The following is an 18,674-nucleotide window of genomic DNA, read 5'->3' on the forward strand; positions in this document are numbered from 1 at the left end:
CGGCGAGAAGGGGCTTTTGCGCGCGATGTTTCGATCCCTCTACCGGCACGGTTTCGCCCGCGTCGCGGCCTGCGTCGGCCGCAGCCACATCGCCGATCCGGACGCCAACGCGGCCGAGATCCGGCGCCTCGCCGAGGCCTGCGACGCGGACGGCGTCGCCGTGGCGGTGTTCCCGGAGCTCTGCCTGTCGGGGTACGCCCTCGAGGACCTGCTGCTGCAGGAGACGCTGCTGAGCCAAGTCGAGGCGGCGCTCCTCGCCCTCGTCGAGGCGAGCCGCGCGGTGATGCCGGTCCTCGTCGTCGGCGCGCCGTTGCGCCACCGCAACCGGATCTACAACACCGCCGCGGTGATCCATCGCGGAACGCTGCTCGGCGTGGTGCCGAAGAGCTATCTGCCGAACTACCGCGAGTTCTACGAGAAGCGCCACTTCGCCCCCGGCGCCGGGGTGACGGGCGAGACGATCCGCATCGGCGAGACCGAGGCGCCGTTCGGCACCGACCTGCTGTTCCCGGCCGACGACCTGCCGGGCCTCGTCCTCGGGGTCGAGATCTGCGAGGACATGTGGATCCCGGTGCCGCCGGCGGCGCTCGCCGCGCTCGCCGGCGCGACGGTGCTCGCCAACCTCTCGGGCAGCCCGATCACCATCGGGCGGGCGGAGAGCCGGACGCTGCTGTGCCGCTCGACCTCGTCGCGCTGCCTGTCGGCCTATATCTACGCCGCGGCGGGCCCGGGCGAATCGACCACGGACCTCGCCTGGGACGGCCAGACCGCGATCTTCGAGGACGGCGAGCTGATCGCGCAAGGCGCGCGCTTCCCCGCCGAGCCGCAGGTGACGCTCGCCGACATCGACCTCGACCGCCTGCGCCAGGAGCGGGCCCAGATGGGCAGCTTCGACGACAACCGGGCGGCGGTGATGCCGGGCGCGCCGGCCTATCGCCGGGTGCCGTTCCGGCTGGCGCCGCCGGAGACGGATCTCGGCTTCCACCGCACCGTCGAGCGCTTCCCCTTCGTGCCGGCCGATCCCGCCCGCCTCGCCCAGGATTGCTACGAGGGCTACAACATCCAGGTCGCCGGCCTCGCCCAGCGCCTGCAGGCGATCGGCACCAGGCGGGTGGTGATCGGCATCTCGGGCGGGCTCGATTCGACCCACGCGCTGATCGTGGCGGCCCGCGCCTTCGACCAGCTCGGCCTGCCGCGCTCGGACATCCTCACCTACACGATGCCGGGTTTCGCCACCTCGGACGAGACCAAGGGCAACGCCCACCGGCTGATGGCCTCGCTCGGCACGCGGGCGGCCGAGCTCGACATCCGGCCCGCCGCCCGGCAGATGCTGACCGACATGGGCCACCCGTTCGGCCGCGGCGAGGAGGTCTACGACGTCACCTTCGAGAACGTGCAGGCGGGCTTGCGCACCGACTACCTGTTCCGGCTCGCCAACCAGCACGACGCGATCGTGATCGGCACCGGCGACCTGTCCGAGCTCGCGCTCGGCTGGTGCACCTACGGCGTCGGGGACCAGATGTCCCACTACGCGGTCAATGCCGGTGTGCCCAAGACCCTGATCCAGCACCTGATCCGCTGGGTGATCGCGTCCGGCCAGTTCTCCGCGGAGGTCGGCCGCACCCTCGAGGCGATCCTCGACACCGAGATCTCGCCCGAGCTGGTGCCGGCCCGCGAGGGCGAGACGATCCAGAGCACCGAATCGAAGATCGGCCCCTACGCGCTGCAGGACTTCAACCTGTTCTACACGCTGCGCTACGGCTACCGCCCCTCGAAGATCGCCTTCCTGTCGCTGATGGCCTGGGAGGATGCCGCCCGCGGGCCCTGGCCGCCCGGCTTCCCCGACGCGAAGCGCGGCGCCTACGCCCTGCCGGAGATCCGTGCCTGGCTCGCGGTGTTCCTGCGGCGGTTCTTCGGGTTCAGCCAGTTCAAGCGCTCGGCCCTGCCGAACGGCCCGAAGGTGGCGGCGGGCGGCGCCCTCTCGCCCCGCGGCGACTGGCGCGCGCCCTCCGACGGCAATGCCCGGATCTGGCTCGACGAGCTGGAGCGGCAAGTCCCGAAGGAATGATCCCGCAGGACCGCGTTCAGAAACTCCATGGGGGTATGAGCGTTGGTCGGGCCCCGGGGCCGCGGACGAGCCCCCGCAGGGGAGCCCGACCCGCATGGCCGCCACGCCCTCCGACACCGATGCCCTGCCGAACGGCCCGCTCGCCGGGAGCGCGGTGCATGTCTGCGTCGACATGCAGAACCTGTTCGCCCGGGAGACCGCCTGGCACACGCCCTGGATGGGGCGGGTGCTGCCGCGGGTCCTGCACCTCGCGGGCGCCGTGCCGGAGCGCAGCGTGTTCACCCGCTTCGTCCCGGCCCGCCATCCCGGCGAGGGGCGGGGCTGCTGGAAGCGCTACTGGGAGCGCTGGGCCGAGATGACGGTGGACCGGCTCGGCGAGGACATGGTCGCGCTGGTGCCGGAGTTCGCCGCGCTCGCGCCGCCGGCCGAGGTCGTCGACAAGACCGTCTACTCGCCCTGGATGGAGCCGGGACTGGAGACGGCGCTCCGGGCGCGCCGGGCCGAGACCCTGGTGATCACCGGCGGCGAGACCGACGTCTGCGTGCTGGCCACGGTGCTCGGCGCCGTCGACCGCGGCTACCGCATCGTGCTCGCCACCGACGCGGTCTGCTCGTCCTCGGACGAGACCCACGACGCGATGATGACGCTCTACCGGCAACGCTTCGGCCAGCAGCTCGAGGTCGCGACCACCGGCCAGATCCTGCACAACTGGAATTTGTCCGAGTTGACGAACCGTTGAGGCCGCCCACCACCTCGTGTCCGACCTGTGTTGCAATCGTTTCCCGTGTCGTTCCGAGGTTCCCGCCTCGCACGTTTTCGTGATTCAGCCCGCCTGAGCCGCATCGCACCTAGCGTCATGGCCGAGATCGCGGTGGTGCTGGGCGGCGTCGCCTGACATAGTCTCGGCCCAATCATCCGTTAGCGACTGGACGCCATGGCAGCACCTGCGAGCGGAGGCGATCCGATGCGAAGCTACAACCTGTTCTGCCTGAAGGGCCTCGACGGCCTGGTCTGCGCGGTTCCGGAGGATTACGCCGTGCCGGCCTTCGTCACCGAGGCGCGCTGGGCCTTCGGCGGCAAGCTCGACGGCACCACGCCCCGGCCCGTCGGCTTCGACGGGAGCGCCGCCGCGACCGCCGTGCGCTTCAACGGCTTCTATCTCTTCCAGAGCATGTCCCCGGCACAGGGCTGAGGGTGATCTGCCGTGGGAAGGCCGCTTGAGTCGCGTATCGCGGCGAGCATTCCTTAAAGGTCCGTGAGGCAGGATCGCGGCATCCGAAACCCGCGAGGCCGAACGGGGCTGGCCGTCATGACCGATATGTCCGAGCTGCGCAGGGAAACCCGCCTGCGGACGTTCCTGAAGGGGCGCATCCTCTTCAACAACGGCAATTCCAGCATGGATTGCCTGGTGCGGGACCTCTCCGGCTCCGGCGCCCGCCTGATGCTCAGCCAGACCGCGACGCTGCCGGAGGGCTTCGACCTCTACATCCCGGCCAAGGAGCGCACCCACAAGGCGACCCTGCGCTGGCGGAGGGAGGACAGCATCGGTGTCACCTTCGCGGAGGAGACCGCCCGCGCCCCGGCGCCGGAGGCCGACCCGGCCGCGCTTCTCGCCCGCATCCAGGACCTGGAGGCCGAGAACGCTTCGCTGCGCCGCCAGTTGAGAGAGGCGGAGGCGATGCTGCTCGAGCGCACGCCCTGACGCTCGAAACGGCGAAGGGCCGCCTCGTTGCCAAGGCGACCCTTCCATTGCCGGACCGCGGTCCGACTGATCTCTCACAGATCACGCAGTGATCCGTCAGGACCGTTCACCGATCTTGGATTGCTCGTCGTACGCTCAGGCCGTGAAGCCGGAGGCGACGATCCAGGTCCGGTGCGCCGACGACCGCGGCTGATGACAATGAGACACTGGATCACCTCCTTCCTGTTGTTGCCGATGATCCAAATGTAACCATCCCCGGGCATTGTGCAATGCGGTTCGGGCGCGGCGAAGGGTCCGCACCGCCGCACCTTGACCTCGGCCCTCCCCCGATCATCTCCCCCGCATGAAGAACCGTGGCTTCCTCAAGCTCGCCAGCGCCATGACCGTGATGACGCTCGGCGGCGTCGGCTACGCGGCGCACAAGCGCAGCCGCAATCCGTATTACCGGGGCCCGGTCAGCGACCATTTCGACGGGGTGCGGTTCTTCTCGCCGGGACAGCCGCAGGACAAGGCCCTCGGCGAGGTGGCGCGCTGGCAGCTCGGCGGCGGCCGGGCGTCCTGGCCGGCGAGCTTTCCGAGCCCGTTCCCGCCCGACGCGCCGCCGGAGCGGGTCGACGGACTGCGGGTCGTCCATATCGGTCACGCGAGCCTGCTGGTCCAGGTCGCCGGCCGCAACATCCTGATCGACCCGGTCTATGCCAGGCGGGCGAGCCCGGTGGGGTTCACCGGCCCGAAGCGCGTCAACCCGCCGGGCATCGCCTTCGGCGCCCTGCCGCCGATCGACGCCGTGCTCGTCACCCACAACCACTACGACCATCTCGACGGGCCGATCCTGGCCCGGCTCTGGGCCGAGCACGCGCCGACCTTCGTCGCGCCGCTCGGCAACGACGCGATCCTGCGCAGCTACGACGCGACGATCCCGGTCGAGACCCGGGACTGGGGCGGTTCCGTCGATCTCGGCGGCGGGATCGCCGTCCATCTCGTGCCGGCCACCCACTGGTCGGCCCGGGGCGTGAACGACCGGCGCATGGCGCTGTGGTGCGCCTTCGTGCTCACCACCCCGCACGGGGTGCTCTACCATGTCGGCGATACCGGCTACGGCGACGGGGCGATCTTCCGGGACGTGCGCGCCCGCTTCGGCGCGCCCCGCCTCGCCACCCTGCCGATCGGCGCCTACGAGCCGCGCTGGTTCATGCAGCCCCAGCACATGAACCCGGAGGAGGCGGTACGGGTTTTTCGCGATGTCGGGGCCGAGCAGGCCCTCGGGCACCATTGGGGCACGTTCCGGCTCACCAACGAGGGCCCGGGCGAGCCGGCCGCGGCCCTGGACCGGGCGCTCGCGGAGGCCGAGGTGCCGGCGGAGCGGTTCCTGGCGTTGCGGCCGGGGCAGGTCTGGGGTGGGTGAGGCGCATCACCGCGCCCCGCACCGATTCGACGACGCCTCTCCCCGTCGCCGGCATCCCGGGGCCGCGCAGCGGAATCCGGAATGACCAGGGGGGTATCACACCCTCAGAGAATGAACCGGCTCAGATCCGCGTTCTGGGCCAGGCTCTCGACCCGGTCGCGCACGTAGCCGGCATCGATCGTCACCGTCTCGCCCGAGCGGTCGGGGGCGGTGAACGACACGTCGTCGAGCACCCGTTCCAGCACCGTCTGGAGCCGGCGCGCACCGATATTCTCGACCGAGGAATTCACGTCGACCGCGACCTTGGCGAGTGCGTCGATGGCATCGTCGGTGAAGTCGATCGTCACCCCTTCCGTCGCCATCAGGGCCACGGCCTGCTTCGTCAGGCTCGCCTCGGTCTCGGTCAGGATGCGGCGGAAATCGTCGACGGTGAGCGGGCTCAGCTCGACCCGGATCGGCAGGCGCCCCTGCAGTTCCGGCAGCAGGTCGGAGGGCTTCGAGACGTGGAAGGCGCCGCTGGCGATGAACAGGATGTGGTCGGTCTTCACCGGCCCGTGCTTGGTCGCCACCGTGGTGCCCTCGATGAGCGGCAGGAGGTCGCGCTGCACGCCCTCGCGCGAGACGTCGGCGCCGGAGCGGCCCTCGCGGGCGCAGATCTTGTCGATCTCGTCGAGGAAGACGATGCCGTTGTCCTGCACGTCGCGCAAAGCCTCCTGCACCACGCTGTCCTGGTCGAGGAGCTTGTCGGATTCCTCGCTGATGAGGGGCGCGTAGGCGTCGCGCACGGTCATCCGCCGCGGCTTGCCCTTCTGGCCGCCGAGCGCCTTGCCGAGCATGTCGCCGAGGTTGATCGCCCCCATGGCCGCACCCGGCATGCCCGGGATCTCGAACATCGGCATGCCCTGGGGGGCGCCCGCCGCCAGTTCGAGTTCGACCTCCTTGTCGTCGAGCTCGCCGGCGCGCAGGCGGCGGCGGAAGGCGTCCCGGGTAGCCTGGCTCGCGGTGGCGCCGACGAGGGCGTCGAGCACCCGGTTCTCGGCCGCGGCCTCGGCCTTCGCCTGGACGCCCCGGCGCTTCTCGTCGCGCTTCAGGCCGATGCCGATCTCGACGAGGTCGCGCACGATCTGCTCGACGTCGCGGCCGACATAGCCGACTTCGGTGAACTTCGTCGCCTCGACCTTCAGGAACGGCGCGCCGGCGAGCCGCGCCAGGCGGCGCGAGATCTCGGTCTTGCCGCAGCCGGTCGGGCCGATCATCAGGATGTTCTTCGGCGCCACCTCCTCGCGGAGCGGGCCCTGGAGCTGCTGGCGGCGCCAGCGGTTGCGCAGCGCGATCGCGACCGCGCGCTTCGCGTCGCCCTGGCCGACGATGTAGCGGTCGAGCTCGGAGACGATTTCGCGGGGGGAGAAGGTGGTCATGGGGTGCTTCGCGGGATTCTCGGCGGGGGCTCGCGGCCGGTGAGCGGGGGAGCGGGGACGCCGTCAGGCGGCGTCCAGGCTCTCGAGCACCAGGCTGCCGTTGGTGTAGACGCAGATCTCGGCGGCGATCCGCATGGCGCGGCGCACGATCGCCTCGGCGTCGAGGTCCTGCTCCTCCAGCGCCCGGGCGGCGGCGAGCGCGTAGTTGCCGCCGGACCCGATCGCCATCACGCCGCCCTCGGGCTCCAGCACGTCGCCGGCGCCCGACAGAAGCAGGCTCACGTCCTTGTCGGCGACCAGCATCATCGCCTCGAGGCGGCGCAGGTAGCGGTCGGTGCGCCAATCCTTGGTCAGCTCGACGCAGGCCCGGGTGAGCTGGCCCGGATACTGCTCGAGCTTGGCTTCCAGCCGCTCGAACAGCGTGAAGGCGTCGGCGGTGGCGCCGGCGAAGCCCCCGATCACCGAACCCTTGGCGAGGCGCCGGACCTTGCGGGCATTGCCCTTGACGATGGTCTGGCCGAGGCTGACCTGCCCGTCGCCCCCGATCACCACCCGGCCGCCCTTGCGCACCATCAGGATCGTCGTCGCATGCATGCGGGGGGCGCCCCCCGCGTCGTCGTTGGCCAAGGATGTCTCTCCGGACAGGCTGTCTCTCGTCGTGCTGCGGCGTAGGTGGGGGTTGCGGGCGCGTTCGTCCAGCGGGGCGGGGTGCGGGGCGGCGATCCGGGTGCGGGGCGGCCTGTCTGACGTAGGGTGATGTGCTACGATGCGGCGACTCAACTCTTCGACCGCGTCAGCCAAAATCCCGATGCCTCACGGCGATCCGAAACACCGCGCCAAACGGTTCAACGAGGGTGCCAAGTTGCTCGCCTCCTTGTTCAACTCGCTGGCGATCGCGGTCTTCGGTGCTGCCTTCGTCATCCCGATCACACAGGGACGCTACGACGTCTTCGCCCATGGCGGGGGACTTCTCCTTGTCGCGGGTGTATGCTTCCACCTCGCCGGTCAGACCGCGCTGCGCTTCCTCAGATCGGAGGACTGACACCGATGACCATCGCCTATGCCTGGCAGATTCTCGGCGTGAGCGCCGCGCTCATTACCGGAGGGCTCCTCGCCCTCAAGGTCGCGTCGGATATCTACGACCGCAGGACGCGGGAGATCGAGGAGCGGCGGGCCGCCGGGGAATGACGGCCGCGGCCCTGTCCACCAGCTCGGTTCGGGCAGGCATCGGGTTTGCGGCCCTTCTTCGTCCATCATCCCGCTGCAACCGTCGAGAAAGCCGGCGCCATGCTGATCGTGTTCGCCGGCCTGCCCGGGACCGGCAAGACCACCATCTCCCGCGCCGTCGCCAAGGCCCTCGCGGCGACCCATCTGCGCGTCGACGTCATCGAGCAGGCGATCCGGGATGCGGGCGTGCCGGCCGGCGCCGTGGGCGCGTCCGGCTACGGGGTGGCGCAGGCCCTGGCCGGCGCGAACCTGAGCGACGGGCGGATCGTCGTGGCCGATTGCGTCAATCCGGTCGCGGCCAGCCGCTTGGGATGGCGGGCCGTGGCCGCCCGTGCCGGGGTGCGGCTGGTCGAGGTCGAGGTCGTGTGCTCGGACGCCGAGGAGCATCGCCGCCGGGTCGAGGGGCGGGTCTCCGACATTCCGGGCCTCGTCCCGCCCTCGTGGGAGGCGATCCGGCGCATCGACTACGAGCCGTGGGACGGGTCGCGCCTCGTCATCGACAGCGCGACCTTGTCGCCCTCGGAGGCTGTTGCCGCCGTGTTGGGGATCGTGGCGCAAGACCGGCCGGACTGAGAGCCTGTTCGAGCGATTGCATCGCTCGGTCTGGACCACGGGCCGACAACTCTCCTCGTCATCCCGGGGCCGCGCAGCGGAACCCGGGATGACATCGAGGATGTCGATTCGGTCGGATCACTCAAACGAGCCCTGTGGCCCATACACTGGAGTATCAGGGCCGGCTTTTCCGAGGGAGGCCTCCAGTCGCCTCCGCGCCTCGGCTTTCACCTCAGCCATCGTCTCCCATGGGCTCGGCCCGCTCTCGAGGCCGTCGCGAACCAGCCTGCGCAACTCTTCGGTCGACAGGCCGTGCGTGTCGTCTTCGACCAAGGTTACGGCCCCTGCGCAGGCTCGTGACTGCGTGTCGTGGACAAGCGTGTTGCCGGGCTCTTCGGGAAGCAACCGCCGATCGTCCTCCGGACTAGGCACCGAACACCCGACATGGGCAAGATCGACCGCCTTCACCGTTGCCAGCGCGCCCATCGGCTCCGGAAACTCTACGTCATAAGCCTCGCCCCCGTGCCACACGGCAACGACCGTGCCTTCGGTGCCCGCCGGCATCGTCTGTCCGTCATCGGTCGTCACGGCGGCCAGGATGCGCACGTCGTCGAGTTCTCGGATCAGCATGCCGGCCCCTACACCACCACGGTGATCGCCTCCGCCGCCCGGGTCAGGGCCGTGTAGAGCCAGCGCGCCCGGTGCTCGCGGAAGGCGTAGGATTCGTCGAACAAAACGACCTTGTCCCACTGCGAACCCTGCGCCTTGTGCACGGTGAGCGCGTAGCCGTAGGTGAATTCCTCGGTTTCGCGGCGTAGGATCGCCGGCACCTCCTCCTCGCTGCCGGCGATGATCGAGCGCAGGACCCGGATGTCCTGGGGCTTGCGGCGCAGCGCCGGATCGTCCTCCGGCACCACCTCGAGGCGCACGAGGTCGGGGCGGGGGGCGGCACGCAGGGCCTGGACGGTCCAGGTCGAGCCGTTGAGCAGGCCCTTGGTGCGGTCGTTGCGCAGGCAGACCAGCTTCTCGCCCACCGCCGGCATCGGGTCGACGTGGCCGACCAGCTCGCGGATGCGGCCGTTATAGAGCCGCCGCGTGCGATTCATCCCGACCAGCACCTGGTCGGCGGCGAGCACCGTCTGCGGGTCGATGTCGCGGCGCGGGATCACCCGGCTCTCGCCGTAGGCGCCGAGTTCCAGCCGTCCGCCCTCCCGCACCGTCATGGCGAGGCGCACGATCGGGTTGTCGGCGGCCTGGCGATGGACCTCGGTGAGCATCACGTCGGGCTCGGCCTCGGTGAAGAAGCCGCCGCCCTTCACCGGCGGCAGCTGCGCCGGATCGCCGAGCACCAGGACCGGCGTGCCGAAGGAGAGGAGGTCGTTGCCGAGGTCGCCGTCGACCATCGAGCACTCGTCGATGACGACGAGGGCCGCCTTGCTCACCGGCCCGGTGCGGTTGAGAGTGAAGGCCGGCCCGCCCTCGGTATCCTCGCGGGTGCGGTAGATCAGGCTGTGGATGGTGGAGGCGTCCGGGCAGCCGCGGGCGCGCATGACGGAGGCCGCCTTGCCGGTATAGGCGCAGAACAGCACCCCGCCCTCGACGTCCTCGGCGAGGCGCCGGGCGAGCGTCGTCTTGCCGGTGCCGGCGAAGCCGAACAGGCGGAAGACCTGCGGGCTGCCGCGCTTCAGCCAATCCGACACCGCCTTGAGCGCCGCTTCCTGCTGGGGCCCGAGTTCGCTCACGCTTCTCTCACGATCACTGGGGTTTGCCGACGGTGCGGCGGGCCTGGAACGGGGCGGCCGGCGGCGCCTCCTTGCGGCGCAGGATCGCCCGGAACTCGTCGCGGCGCTCGTGGATCGACGCGATGACGAGGCCCATCGGCACCCCGACATCGACCAGCACCGCCTCCGAGAGCTGGAGCGAGGCCTCGATCGTCTCCGGCACGGCATCGTCCACGCCCATCTCGTAGAGCGCGGTGGCGTGGCGCGCGTCGCGGGCGCGCGCCACGATGGTCAGGTCCGGCCGCTCGGCGCGGGCGGCGGCCACCACCGCCTCGACGGCGCGGGGCTGGTCGAGGGTGACGACCAGCGCCCGGGCGGTGTCGATGCCGCAGCGGCGCAGGAGGTCGGGATTGGCCGAATCGCCGAAATAGACCGGGTTGCCGAGGCGGCGCTGGTCGGAGACCCGGGCGGCATCCATGTCGAGGGCGATGTAGGGCACCTTGTGGCGAGCCAGCATCTCGGCGACGAGCCGGCCGACCCGGCCGTAGCCGGCGACGATCACCCGGCCGGGCTGGCGCTCCGCCGGCGGCGGCTCGGCCCGGGCCCGTCCGAGGGAGGTCCGGTCGATCCGCCGGCCGAGGCGGCGGGCGAGCGCCGCGAGGCCCGGGATCATCACCATCGTGGCGGTGGTGACGACGAGCGCCGCCTGGCCGAGATCCTCCGGCACGAGGCCGGCGGCGAGCGCGCTGCCGACGAGCACGAAGGCGAACTCGCCCCCGGGCCCGAGCAGGAGGGCGGATTCGAGGGCCACCGCCCGGGGCAGGCGCAACGCCGTTCCGATCGCGACGATCACCCCGCCCTTGAGGACGAGGAGGCCGAGGGCGAGGCCGAGGATGGTCAGCGGCGTCTTCATCAGCACCGCCGGGTCGATCCCCATGCCGACCGAGACGAAGAACACGCCGAGAAGCAGGCCCTTGAACGGGTCGATCGTCGCCTCGATCGCCCGGCGGTACTCGGTCTCGGCCAAGAGCAGCCCGGCCACGAAGGCGCCGAGCGTCATCGACAACCCGCTCGCCGCGGCCACCAGGGCGGTCGCCGCGATGACGAGGAGGCAGGCCGCCATGAAGAGTTCGGGGCTGCGGGTGCGCGCGACGAGCTGGAACAGCGGCCTCAGGCCCAGCCGCCCGGCGCCGACCAGCAGAGCGAGCGCCACCGCCGCCTGGCCGAGCGCCAGCGCGAGGCCGGTCAGCGCGTCGCTGTCCTTGCGGCCGAGCACCGCGATGGCGAACAGGACGGGCGCGACGGCGAGGTCCTGGAACAGCAGCACCGCGAAGCTCGCCCGGCCGGCCGGGGTGTTGAGCCGCTTCTGCTCGGCGAGCACCGGCAGGACGATGGCGGTGGAGGACAAAGCCAGCGCCAGCCCGACCAGGATCGCCGCGAGGGGCGAGACGTCGAGCGCCATCAGCACCGCCCCGACGAGCAGGCTCGACACCACCACCTGCAGCGAGCCGAGGCCGAAGACGAGGCGGCGCAGGATGCGCAGGCGCTCCCACGACAGCTCGACCCCGATCATGAACATCAGGAACACCACGCCGAGCTCGGCGAGGTGGGCGATCTCGGTGCGGCTCGAGATCGTCACCACGCCGAGCCACGGCACCGTCTCGGCGAGCCGCCCGAGGCCCGACGGTCCGAGGAGCGCGCCCGCCCCGATGAAGCCGAGGACCGGGCTGATGCGCAGGCGGTGGAACAACGGCACCACGATCCCGGCCGTGACCAGGAACAGGATGACCTCCTTGTAGGAGCCGGACGCGGCGTGCTCGGTCATCGGGAGCGGCGGGGCCTCTCGGATCGCGGATGGGGGGCGCCCCGGCGCGAGGCGCAGCCGGGGCTCGAGGCCGCCATCATGCGGAGGGAGGCCGGCGGGGCAAGCCGAAAGGGAGGCGCGGCCGGCGCTTTCGCGGCCGCCGGCCGGGTTTTTCAATCCAGGGTCGCGAGCGCCGCCGCCAGATCCGCCGCCAGGTCCTCCGGATGCTCGATGCCGATCGAGACCCGGATCGTCGCGTCGGTGACGCCGAGGCGGTCGCGCACCGCCTTCGGCACCCCCGAATGGGTGGTGGAGGCCGGGTGGCTCGCGAGCGATTCGGTGCCCCCTAAGCTCACCGCGAGCTTGAACAGCTGGAGCGCGTTCAGCACCCGGAACGCCTCCGGCTCACCGCCCGCGACGTCGAACGAGAAGGTCGAGCCCGGGGCGGCGCATTGCGCGGCGTAGACCCGCGCCGCGCCGGAGCCGGGCTCGAGGTGGCCGAGATGGTGGAGCCGCGTCACCTTCGGATGGGCGCGCAGGCGTTCGGCGATGATCTCGCCGTTGCGGTTCGCCTTCTCCATCCGGAGCGTCAGGGTCTCGAGCGAGCGCCCGAGCATCCAGCACGAATGCGGGTCGAGCTGGGTGCCGATTGCGGAGCGCAGGAGCCGCACCGGCTTCATCCGGGCCGCCGAGCCGAGCGCCGCCCCGGCGATGAGGTCGGAATGGCCGCCGACGTATTTCGTCAGCGAGTAGACCGAGATGTCGGCGCCAAAGCGCAAGGGATGCTGGAAGAGCGGGCCGAGGAGCGTGTTGTCGCAGACCACGACCGGCGCCTGCCCGCCCTGGCGGGCGCCGATCCGGTCGGCCGCCCCGCGCACCAGCGCGAGGTCGACGAGCGTGTTCAGCGGGTTGGACGGCGTCTCGACCATCACGACGCTGACCCGCCCGCCGCTCTCCTTGGCCAGCGCCTCCGCGGCGTCCGCCGCCGCCGCGACGCTCGCCTCGTCGGTGCCGTCCTGGAAGCCGACCGCGCCGATGCCGAACCCGGCCAGCGTCTTGGCGATCAGCGTCTCGGTGCCGCCGTAGAGCGGCTGCGAGTGCAGCACCACGTCGCCGGGCCGGGCATGCGCCAGGATCACCGTGGCGATCGCCGACATGCCGGAGGAAAACAGCAGCGCGGCCTCCGCCTCCTCGAACACCGCCAGGCGGTCCTCGACGATCTCGCTGTTGGGGTGGTTGAAGCGGGAATAGACCAGCCCCGCCGCCTCGCCGGCCGGCGGCTCGCGCCGCCCGGAGACGTAGTCGAAGAACGCCTTGCCGTGCTCGGCGGAGGTGAACACGAAGGTCGAGGTCAGGAAGACCGGCGGCTTCACCGCCCCCTCCGACAGGGCGGGGTCGTAGCCGTAGCCGAGCATCAGGGTCTCAGGCGCCAGGCGGCGGTTGCCCAATCGGTCCTTGTGGTAGCGGTCGTCCGACATGCGGGGCCTCGCTCCGGTCTGGTGGCGCCGCCGCGAGGCGGCCTCGGGTTTCGGGCGCGGCGATCGCGCCACAGGCGTCAGTTCTAACGCGGCACCCGGCGTTTTGCGGTGCGTAAAGCGCCGCCCGGACGCTGCGCCGCGGGGGGCGCCGCTCGCCCAAGGCGCATTTTCGGCGCAAAACCCCCGTAACGTGAAGGATTGAGATTCCGTGTACGCGGCCGCGACCCCGGGCGGCCAGGGATCCCGGGCGGTCAGACGGGGAGTGGTGCGAGGAGTGGTGATGAGCCGACAGCCTCCCGATCGGGTGGTGGTGCGCGAGAAGCGCGCCTGGACCGACGAGACCGATGCCTGGAAGCAGGACCGGGCGATCCGCAAGGGCTACCGCATCCGCTGGGGCTACGTCGCCATCGCGTATCTCGTCGAGGCGCTGGTGATCTGCACCTCGCTCGCCGGCGCCTGGTTCTTCGCCGAGACCTACGCGAACCCCAACGACCAGAGCTTCTGGTTCATGCTGCTGGCGCCGATCGTCTACGCGGCGATCGAGCTGTGCCGGGTGCCGCTCGGCATCCTGATCCGGGTGCAGCGCGACTGGCTGATCAAGGGCCTGGCGATCGTCGGCATCGTGATGGCGGCGGGCGTGACCACCAAGTCGGTGTCGCAGCTCGGCGAGATGATGTTCCATCCCCGCCTCGCCGAGGCCTCGAAGGCCCGCACGATCCTGAAAGAGGCGGAGGCCGACCGGGGCACCATCGACAACCGCATCGCCCAGGCCGATGCCCGGGTGGCGCAATACGCGGCCGAGGCCGCTTCGCTCGAGAAGCGCACCGCCGAGGCCTCGTCGCAGCTCGCCGGCCTGCCGGGCCAGCGCTGCGAGCGCCTGTCGGGCACCAACAGTCGGGGCAGGCGCTACAATTACCTGCGCTGCGTCACCGATCCGCGCACCGCCACCATCGCCGGCAGCCTGAAGAGCGCGGGCGACGAGCGGGCGGTGGTGGCGAAGAACCTCACGGAAGCCCGCGCCGCCCGGGCCCAGCTCGACCGCGCCGCCGCCGACCGCCGGGTGACGGAGGCGGAAGGAGCGTATCGCGACGCGGTGCGGCGCTCGCAACTGCACTCCTTCACGGCGATGGTCTACGGCGCCGACCCGGTCGACGTCACCGACCAGCAGGTCCACGCCTTCCTGCGCATCTTCGTCTTCGCGCCCGCGCTCTGCGCCGCCTTCGCCTCGACGCTGCTGGCGCTCTGCGCGGTCCAGGTGCGCAAGACCTACCGCGACGAGGACGACCTCGACGCGGTGATGCAGGCCGAGGGCGTGCCGCTGCTGCTCAACCAGATCGCCGAGAGCCGGATGGTGATGAACGACGCGGAGCGGGCGGTGCGGGAGGCGGTGGCCTCGGGCGCCGCGATCCCCCTCGACCAGCGCCGCTCGCCGACCGTGCCGCAGGCCGGCACGCCCCCGGCACCGCCGGCACGCGACGACGACCGCATCGAGAGGCCGAGACCGTGAGCTACCACGCACCGGGCACGCCGGAGAACGTCGCGCTCGCCCAGCACGTCAACGGGCGCCTGCGGGCCGAGGCCCGGATCTCCAACGCCCGCGCCTTCCTGTTCCGGGCGATCGGGTTCGGGGCGTTCGTCGGGCTGGCGGGCGCAGGCCTCGGCGCCGCCTTCTACGGCTACGCCACGATGAACGAGGTCGGCAGCGCCTCCGACAAGCTCGCCAAGGCCCTGACCCAGGCCCTCGAGACCACGACGCTCAAGACGAGCGGCGAGGTCCGGCTCACCGACAACACCCTCAAGATCGAAGGCGGCCTCCCGGCGGCGAAGACGAAGGGCGAGGGACGGCCCGACATCGCCGCGATCACCGGCAACCAGGGCAAGACCGAGGCGCCGGCGAGCGCCGCGGCGGCCATCCGCACCAGCTTCACGGTGTTCAAGGTCGTGCCCTATCTCGACGGCTCGATCGTCACCGGCTGGGACTTCAAGGGCGACGAGCAGAAGCCCGAGAAGCAGTATTGCTACGTGAGCCGGCCCCAGACCTTCGGCGACGGCAACACCTCGACGACGACCACGGTCGCGATCAACGGCGAGGTCCTGCTGCAGCCGGCCCGCTCCGAGGTGAACTTCGCGACGATCGCCCGCAGCTGCGTGTGGTTCGATCCGTCGAAGCCGTGAGGCGGGCGGGGCTCGCCAGCGCCGCCGTCCCCGCATAGGGTCGGGTCAATTCCTTCGAGCAGGACTGACGCGAGCCCGATGCGCTTCACCGGAACCGAGAGCTACGTCGCCACCGGCGACCTCACCGTCGCGGTCAACGCCGCCATCACCCTAGAGCGGCCGCTCCTCGTCAAGGGCGAGCCGGGCACCGGCAAGACCGTGCTGGCCGAGGAGATCGCCCGGGGCCTGGGCGCCCCGCTGCTCACCTGGCACATCAAATCGACCACCAAGGCGCAGCAGGGCCTCTACGAGTACGACGCGGTATCGCGCCTGCGCGACTCGCAGCTCGGCGACCCGCGGGTCTCGGACATCGCCAACTACATCCGCCGCGGCAAGCTGTGGGACGCCTTCACGGCCCCCGAGCGCCCGGTACTCCTGATCGACGAGATCGACAAGGCCGACATCGAGTTCCCGAACGACCTCCTGCTCGAGCTCGACCGGATGGAGTTCCACGTCTACGAGACCGGCGAGACGGTGCGGGCGGCGCGCCGCCCGATCGTCATCATCACCTCGAACAACGAGAAGGAGCTGCCGGACGCCTTCCTGCGCCGGTGCTTCTTCCACTACATCAAGTTCCCGGACGCCGACACGCTGAAGGCGATCGTCGACGTGCATTACCCGGGCATCAAGCAGCGCCTGGTCGAGGAAGCGCTGCGGATCTTCCTCGAAGTGCGCGAGGCACCGGGCCTCAAGAAGAAACCCTCGACCTCCGAGCTGCTCGACTGGTTGAAGCTCCTGATGGCCGAGGACATCGGACCCGAGACCTTGCGCGAGCGCGACCCCCGCAAGCTGATCCCGCCGCTGCACGGGGCGCTCCTGAAGAACGAGCAGGATGTCGGGCTGTTCGAGAAGCTCGCCTTCCTGAACCGCCGCGAGGGGCGTTGACCGATGCGCCGCCTGATCCTCCTCCGCCACGCCAAGTCCGACTGGCCGGACGGCACGTCGGACGTCGACCGGCCGCTCGCGCCCCGCGGCCGGGACGCCGCGCCCAAGATGGCCGCCTACCTGGCGGCGCAAGGGCTGATCCCCGACCGGGTACTGGTCTCGCCGGCCCGGCGCACGCAGGAGACCTGGGACCTCGTCAGGCCGGCCCTCGGGATGGCACCGGACGAGACCGTGCCGCAGATCTACGAGGCCCCGGTCTCGCGCCTCCTCGACGTGGTGCGGTCGATCCCGGACGACGTCGCGACCGCCCTGATGATCGGCCACAATCCGGGCTTCCAGGACCTCGCCCGCCTGCTCTCCAAGCCGAGCGACGCGCGGCGGGCGCTGACCAAGAAGTATCCGACGGCGGCGATCACGGTGATCGACTTGGCCGTGGAATCCTGGGCCGAGGTCGAGGCCGGGGAGGGCGATGTCGAGCGGTTCGTGACGCCGAAAAGCCTGGGGCACGGCGAGGACGAGTGAGACTCTTCCGCCCCCCTCACCCTCGCCCTGCGGGCTCTCTGAGCCCCTTCGGAGCTCACGCCTCTCCCCGCCCGCGGCAGGACTGTCCGGGGAAAATCCCTTGAAAGATCAAGCACGGGATCCCCTCTCCCGTGTGGGAGAGGGGTAGGGGTGAGGGTGGAGACGGTTCAGAATTAAACTCGGTGGTCGAGCTGCCAGCACCACGGCCTGAGTTTTACGCGGAAGCGTCACACCCTCACCCCTAACCTCTCTCCCACACGGGAGAGGGGATCCCGCGCCAATCTTTTCCCCGGACAGTCCTGCGCCCGCGGGGAGAGGAGGAACCCGCGCCTTTTATTGCCCCTGGACAGCCCCGCCGCCCGCGGGAGACACATGCCCTGGTCGGTGGAACGCAGCAACCAGCCAATCGCTTAAGACAGGCTTCGCCTTCAGCAACGGCAAACCGGCCCCCGTGATCCTCACCGCCTTCCTCGCCTTGAGCCTCGCGGCCGGACCCGCTGCCGATGCGGGTGCCGCCCTGGTCAGGGACAGTGCTGCGCGAATCGGCGACGGGCTCGCCGCCGCCTCCGCCCTGGCGGCGCCGACGCGCGAGATCCCGGTCTACCGGCCCGAGGCGCGGGCGGTCTCGAACTGGCGGGCCGAGACCCGCGACGGGCTCCTGCCGCTCTCGCTCGCCTGGACCGCCTGGGCGGCGCCGGGCGATCCGGCCTTCGTGGCCCGCTGCGTCAAGCTCAACAATTACTGGTGCATCAAGCGGGCGCGCTGGGACGGCGAGATCGGCGGCGACCAGGAGGGCCATACCGGCTTCGCCACCGCCGGGCAGGGGGCCGATGCCGCGGTGTCGCTGCTCAGGCGCTATTACGGCGAGTACGGGCGCCGCTCGGCCCTCGCGATCGTCCGGCGCTGGGCACCGGCGGAATGCGCCGCGCCGCTCGCCGTGCGGGCGGCCCCGCCGGGCCGGGCCGGGAGCCCGGTGCGGGCGGCCTCGCCGGCCCTGGCCTCCCTGGCGCCGCAGGGTATCGGCCGCACGCTCAGGGCGCGCTTCCTCGCCACCCACGGCCGCGGCGGGGCACCCCGGCGGGTCGCGCGGGTTCCGACCGCGCGGCAGCCGGCGCGACCCGTCGCCGGCACCGCCCTGCGTGTCCAGCCCTGGTCGGCGCTCGCCCGGATGCAGGGCCGCCCGCGCCTGCCGGTCCGGGCCGTGAAGGTGCCGCCGCTCCCCACCATCGCCACCGGCATCGGCGAGGCCCCCCGCCCCGCCGCCGCGATCGAGCCGGGCCGGATCCTCGACGGCGCCCGCCTCGCGGCGGAAGCCGCCGCCCTGCCGACCCTCGCCGCCGCCCCGGTCTCGGCCCTGCCGCCGGCCCTGCGCCCGCCCGCGCCGCTCTGCGGCTCGGACGAGATCCGCATCCAGAACTACGCCGCCCGCATCGCCGGCAGCGTCGGCGTGAAGCCCGCCGACGATCTCGGCCTGTTCACCGCCGACGGCCACGCCACCGCGCGCCTCGCCCCGGTGCTGCTGGCGATGTCCTCGGTCGAGCTCGGGGCCTTGCGGGCGAGCCCGGCCCTCGTCGCCGCGGCGATCGCCCGGGCCGAGGCCGAGCGCGGGGCGGCCCGGCAGCAGGCGGACGCCGCCCCCTGAGCCCTTGCGGAAGCCGCCTCTCCGCGCCACCTCCCG

The 18,674-nt window shown here is 71.4% G+C and carries 19 protein-coding genes; 13 read left to right on the top strand and 6 right to left on the bottom strand.

Going from position 1 to position 18,674, the window contains the following annotated elements; translation table 11 throughout:
• The first annotated feature begins 25 nt into the window (after positions 1-25).
• The 5 genes from A5481_RS18270 (at position 26) to A5481_RS18290 (ending at position 5,175) form a co-directional block, all read left to right on the top strand.
• Complete coding sequence (locus A5481_RS18270; RefSeq protein WP_048432921.1) at positions 26-2,068, top strand: NAD(+) synthase; 2,043 nt, start codon at positions 26-28, stop codon at positions 2,066-2,068.
• A 94-nt stretch (positions 2,069-2,162) separates the two neighbouring features.
• Entirely contained in the window at positions 2,163-2,807 is a 645-nt protein-coding gene (locus A5481_RS18275; RefSeq protein WP_048432922.1) for a cysteine hydrolase family protein, read from the top strand.
• A 225-nt stretch (positions 2,808-3,032) separates the two neighbouring features.
• Positions 3,033-3,260 carry a hypothetical protein gene (locus tag A5481_RS18280; RefSeq protein WP_048432923.1) on the top strand — a complete coding sequence of 76 codons (228 nt, stop codon included), beginning with the start codon at positions 3,033-3,035 and terminating at the stop codon, positions 3,258-3,260.
• Between the two features lie 126 nt (positions 3,261-3,386).
• A complete protein-coding gene (locus tag A5481_RS18285; RefSeq protein WP_048432931.1) occupies positions 3,387-3,770 on the top strand; it encodes a PilZ domain-containing protein in 384 nt (127 codons plus the stop codon).
• A 343-nt stretch (positions 3,771-4,113) separates the two neighbouring features.
• Complete coding sequence (locus tag A5481_RS18290; RefSeq protein WP_048432924.1) at positions 4,114-5,175, top strand: MBL fold metallo-hydrolase; 1,062 nt, start codon at positions 4,114-4,116, stop codon at positions 5,173-5,175.
• Between the two features lie 104 nt (positions 5,176-5,279).
• Here A5481_RS18290 and hslU read toward each other — a convergent pair whose 3' ends face one another.
• A complete protein-coding gene (gene hslU / locus A5481_RS18295) occupies positions 5,280-6,593 on the bottom strand; it encodes an ATP-dependent protease ATPase subunit HslU (protein WP_048432925.1) in 1,314 nt (437 codons plus the stop codon).
• A gap of 63 nt (positions 6,594-6,656) precedes the next feature.
• Positions 6,657-7,187, bottom strand: a complete 531-nt coding sequence (gene hslV, locus A5481_RS18300) for an ATP-dependent protease subunit HslV (RefSeq protein ID WP_064504141.1) — start codon at positions 7,185-7,187, stop codon at positions 6,657-6,659.
• A 172-nt stretch (positions 7,188-7,359) separates the two neighbouring features.
• Between hslV and A5481_RS18305 the strand changes: the two genes are divergently transcribed.
• The 3 genes from A5481_RS18305 to A5481_RS18310 all read left to right on the top strand — a co-directional run bounded on the left by A5481_RS18305 (position 7,360) and on the right by A5481_RS18310 (position 8,393).
• Positions 7,360-7,635, top strand: coding sequence for a hypothetical protein (locus A5481_RS18305; RefSeq protein ID WP_245298646.1), 276 nt, complete (start codon positions 7,360-7,362; stop codon positions 7,633-7,635).
• A 5-nt stretch (positions 7,636-7,640) separates the two neighbouring features.
• Positions 7,641-7,781 carry a DUF2897 domain-containing protein gene (locus A5481_RS33680; RefSeq protein ID WP_156655635.1) on the top strand — a complete coding sequence of 47 codons (141 nt, stop codon included), beginning with the start codon at positions 7,641-7,643 and terminating at the stop codon, positions 7,779-7,781.
• 99 nt (positions 7,782-7,880) lie between these two features.
• Positions 7,881-8,393 carry a P-loop nucleotide/nucleoside kinase family protein gene (locus A5481_RS18310; RefSeq protein WP_064504127.1) on the top strand — a complete coding sequence of 171 codons (513 nt, stop codon included), beginning with the start codon at positions 7,881-7,883 and terminating at the stop codon, positions 8,391-8,393.
• Positions 8,394-8,510: 117 nt separating this feature from the next.
• Here A5481_RS18310 and A5481_RS35300 read toward each other — a convergent pair whose 3' ends face one another.
• The 4 genes from A5481_RS35300 to A5481_RS18330 all read right to left on the bottom strand — a co-directional run bounded on the left by A5481_RS35300 (position 8,511) and on the right by A5481_RS18330 (position 13,375).
• Entirely contained in the window at positions 8,511-9,002 is a 492-nt protein-coding gene (locus A5481_RS35300) for a MerR family transcriptional regulator (protein WP_245238996.1), read from the bottom strand.
• A gap of 8 nt (positions 9,003-9,010) precedes the next feature.
• Entirely contained in the window at positions 9,011-10,114 is a 1,104-nt protein-coding gene (locus A5481_RS18320) for an ATP-dependent DNA helicase (RefSeq protein ID WP_048435420.1), read from the bottom strand.
• A gap of 13 nt (positions 10,115-10,127) precedes the next feature.
• Positions 10,128-11,918 (bottom strand): cation:proton antiporter domain-containing protein, encoded by a 1,791-nt coding sequence (locus A5481_RS18325; RefSeq protein ID WP_048435419.1) that lies wholly within the window; start codon positions 11,916-11,918, stop codon positions 10,128-10,130.
• Positions 11,919-12,070: 152 nt separating this feature from the next.
• Entirely contained in the window at positions 12,071-13,375 is a 1,305-nt protein-coding gene (locus A5481_RS18330) for a cystathionine gamma-synthase family protein (RefSeq protein WP_048436346.1), read from the bottom strand.
• A gap of 280 nt (positions 13,376-13,655) precedes the next feature.
• Here A5481_RS18330 and A5481_RS18335 point away from each other — a divergent pair, with 280 nt between their 5' ends.
• The 5 genes from A5481_RS18335 (at position 13,656) to A5481_RS18355 (ending at position 18,638) form a co-directional block, all read left to right on the top strand.
• Positions 13,656-14,882, top strand: a complete 1,227-nt coding sequence (locus A5481_RS18335) for an ATPase (RefSeq protein WP_245239104.1) — start codon at positions 13,656-13,658, stop codon at positions 14,880-14,882.
• Positions 14,879-15,550, top strand: a complete 672-nt coding sequence (locus tag A5481_RS18340) for a hypothetical protein (protein ID WP_048436345.1) — start codon at positions 14,879-14,881, stop codon at positions 15,548-15,550. The genes A5481_RS18335 and A5481_RS18340 overlap by 4 nt, the downstream gene beginning before the upstream one ends.
• 78 nt (positions 15,551-15,628) lie before the next feature.
• Positions 15,629-16,474 (top strand): AAA family ATPase, encoded by an 846-nt coding sequence (locus tag A5481_RS18345; protein WP_048436344.1) that lies wholly within the window; start codon positions 15,629-15,631, stop codon positions 16,472-16,474.
• Between the two features lie 3 nt (positions 16,475-16,477).
• Positions 16,478-16,996: a SixA phosphatase family protein gene (locus A5481_RS18350; protein ID WP_048436343.1), complete on the top strand. Its 519-nt coding sequence runs from the start codon at positions 16,478-16,480 to the stop codon at positions 16,994-16,996.
• A gap of 451 nt (positions 16,997-17,447) precedes the next feature.
• Positions 17,448-18,638 carry a hypothetical protein gene (locus A5481_RS18355; protein ID WP_064504129.1) on the top strand — a complete coding sequence of 397 codons (1,191 nt, stop codon included), beginning with the start codon at positions 17,448-17,450 and terminating at the stop codon, positions 18,636-18,638.
• Positions 18,639-18,674: the final 36 nt, after the last annotated feature.

Origin of the sequence: Methylobacterium platani (assembly GCF_001653715.1) — a bacterium.
GTDB classification, from domain to species: Bacteria; Pseudomonadota; Alphaproteobacteria; order Rhizobiales; family Beijerinckiaceae; genus Methylobacterium; species Methylobacterium platani.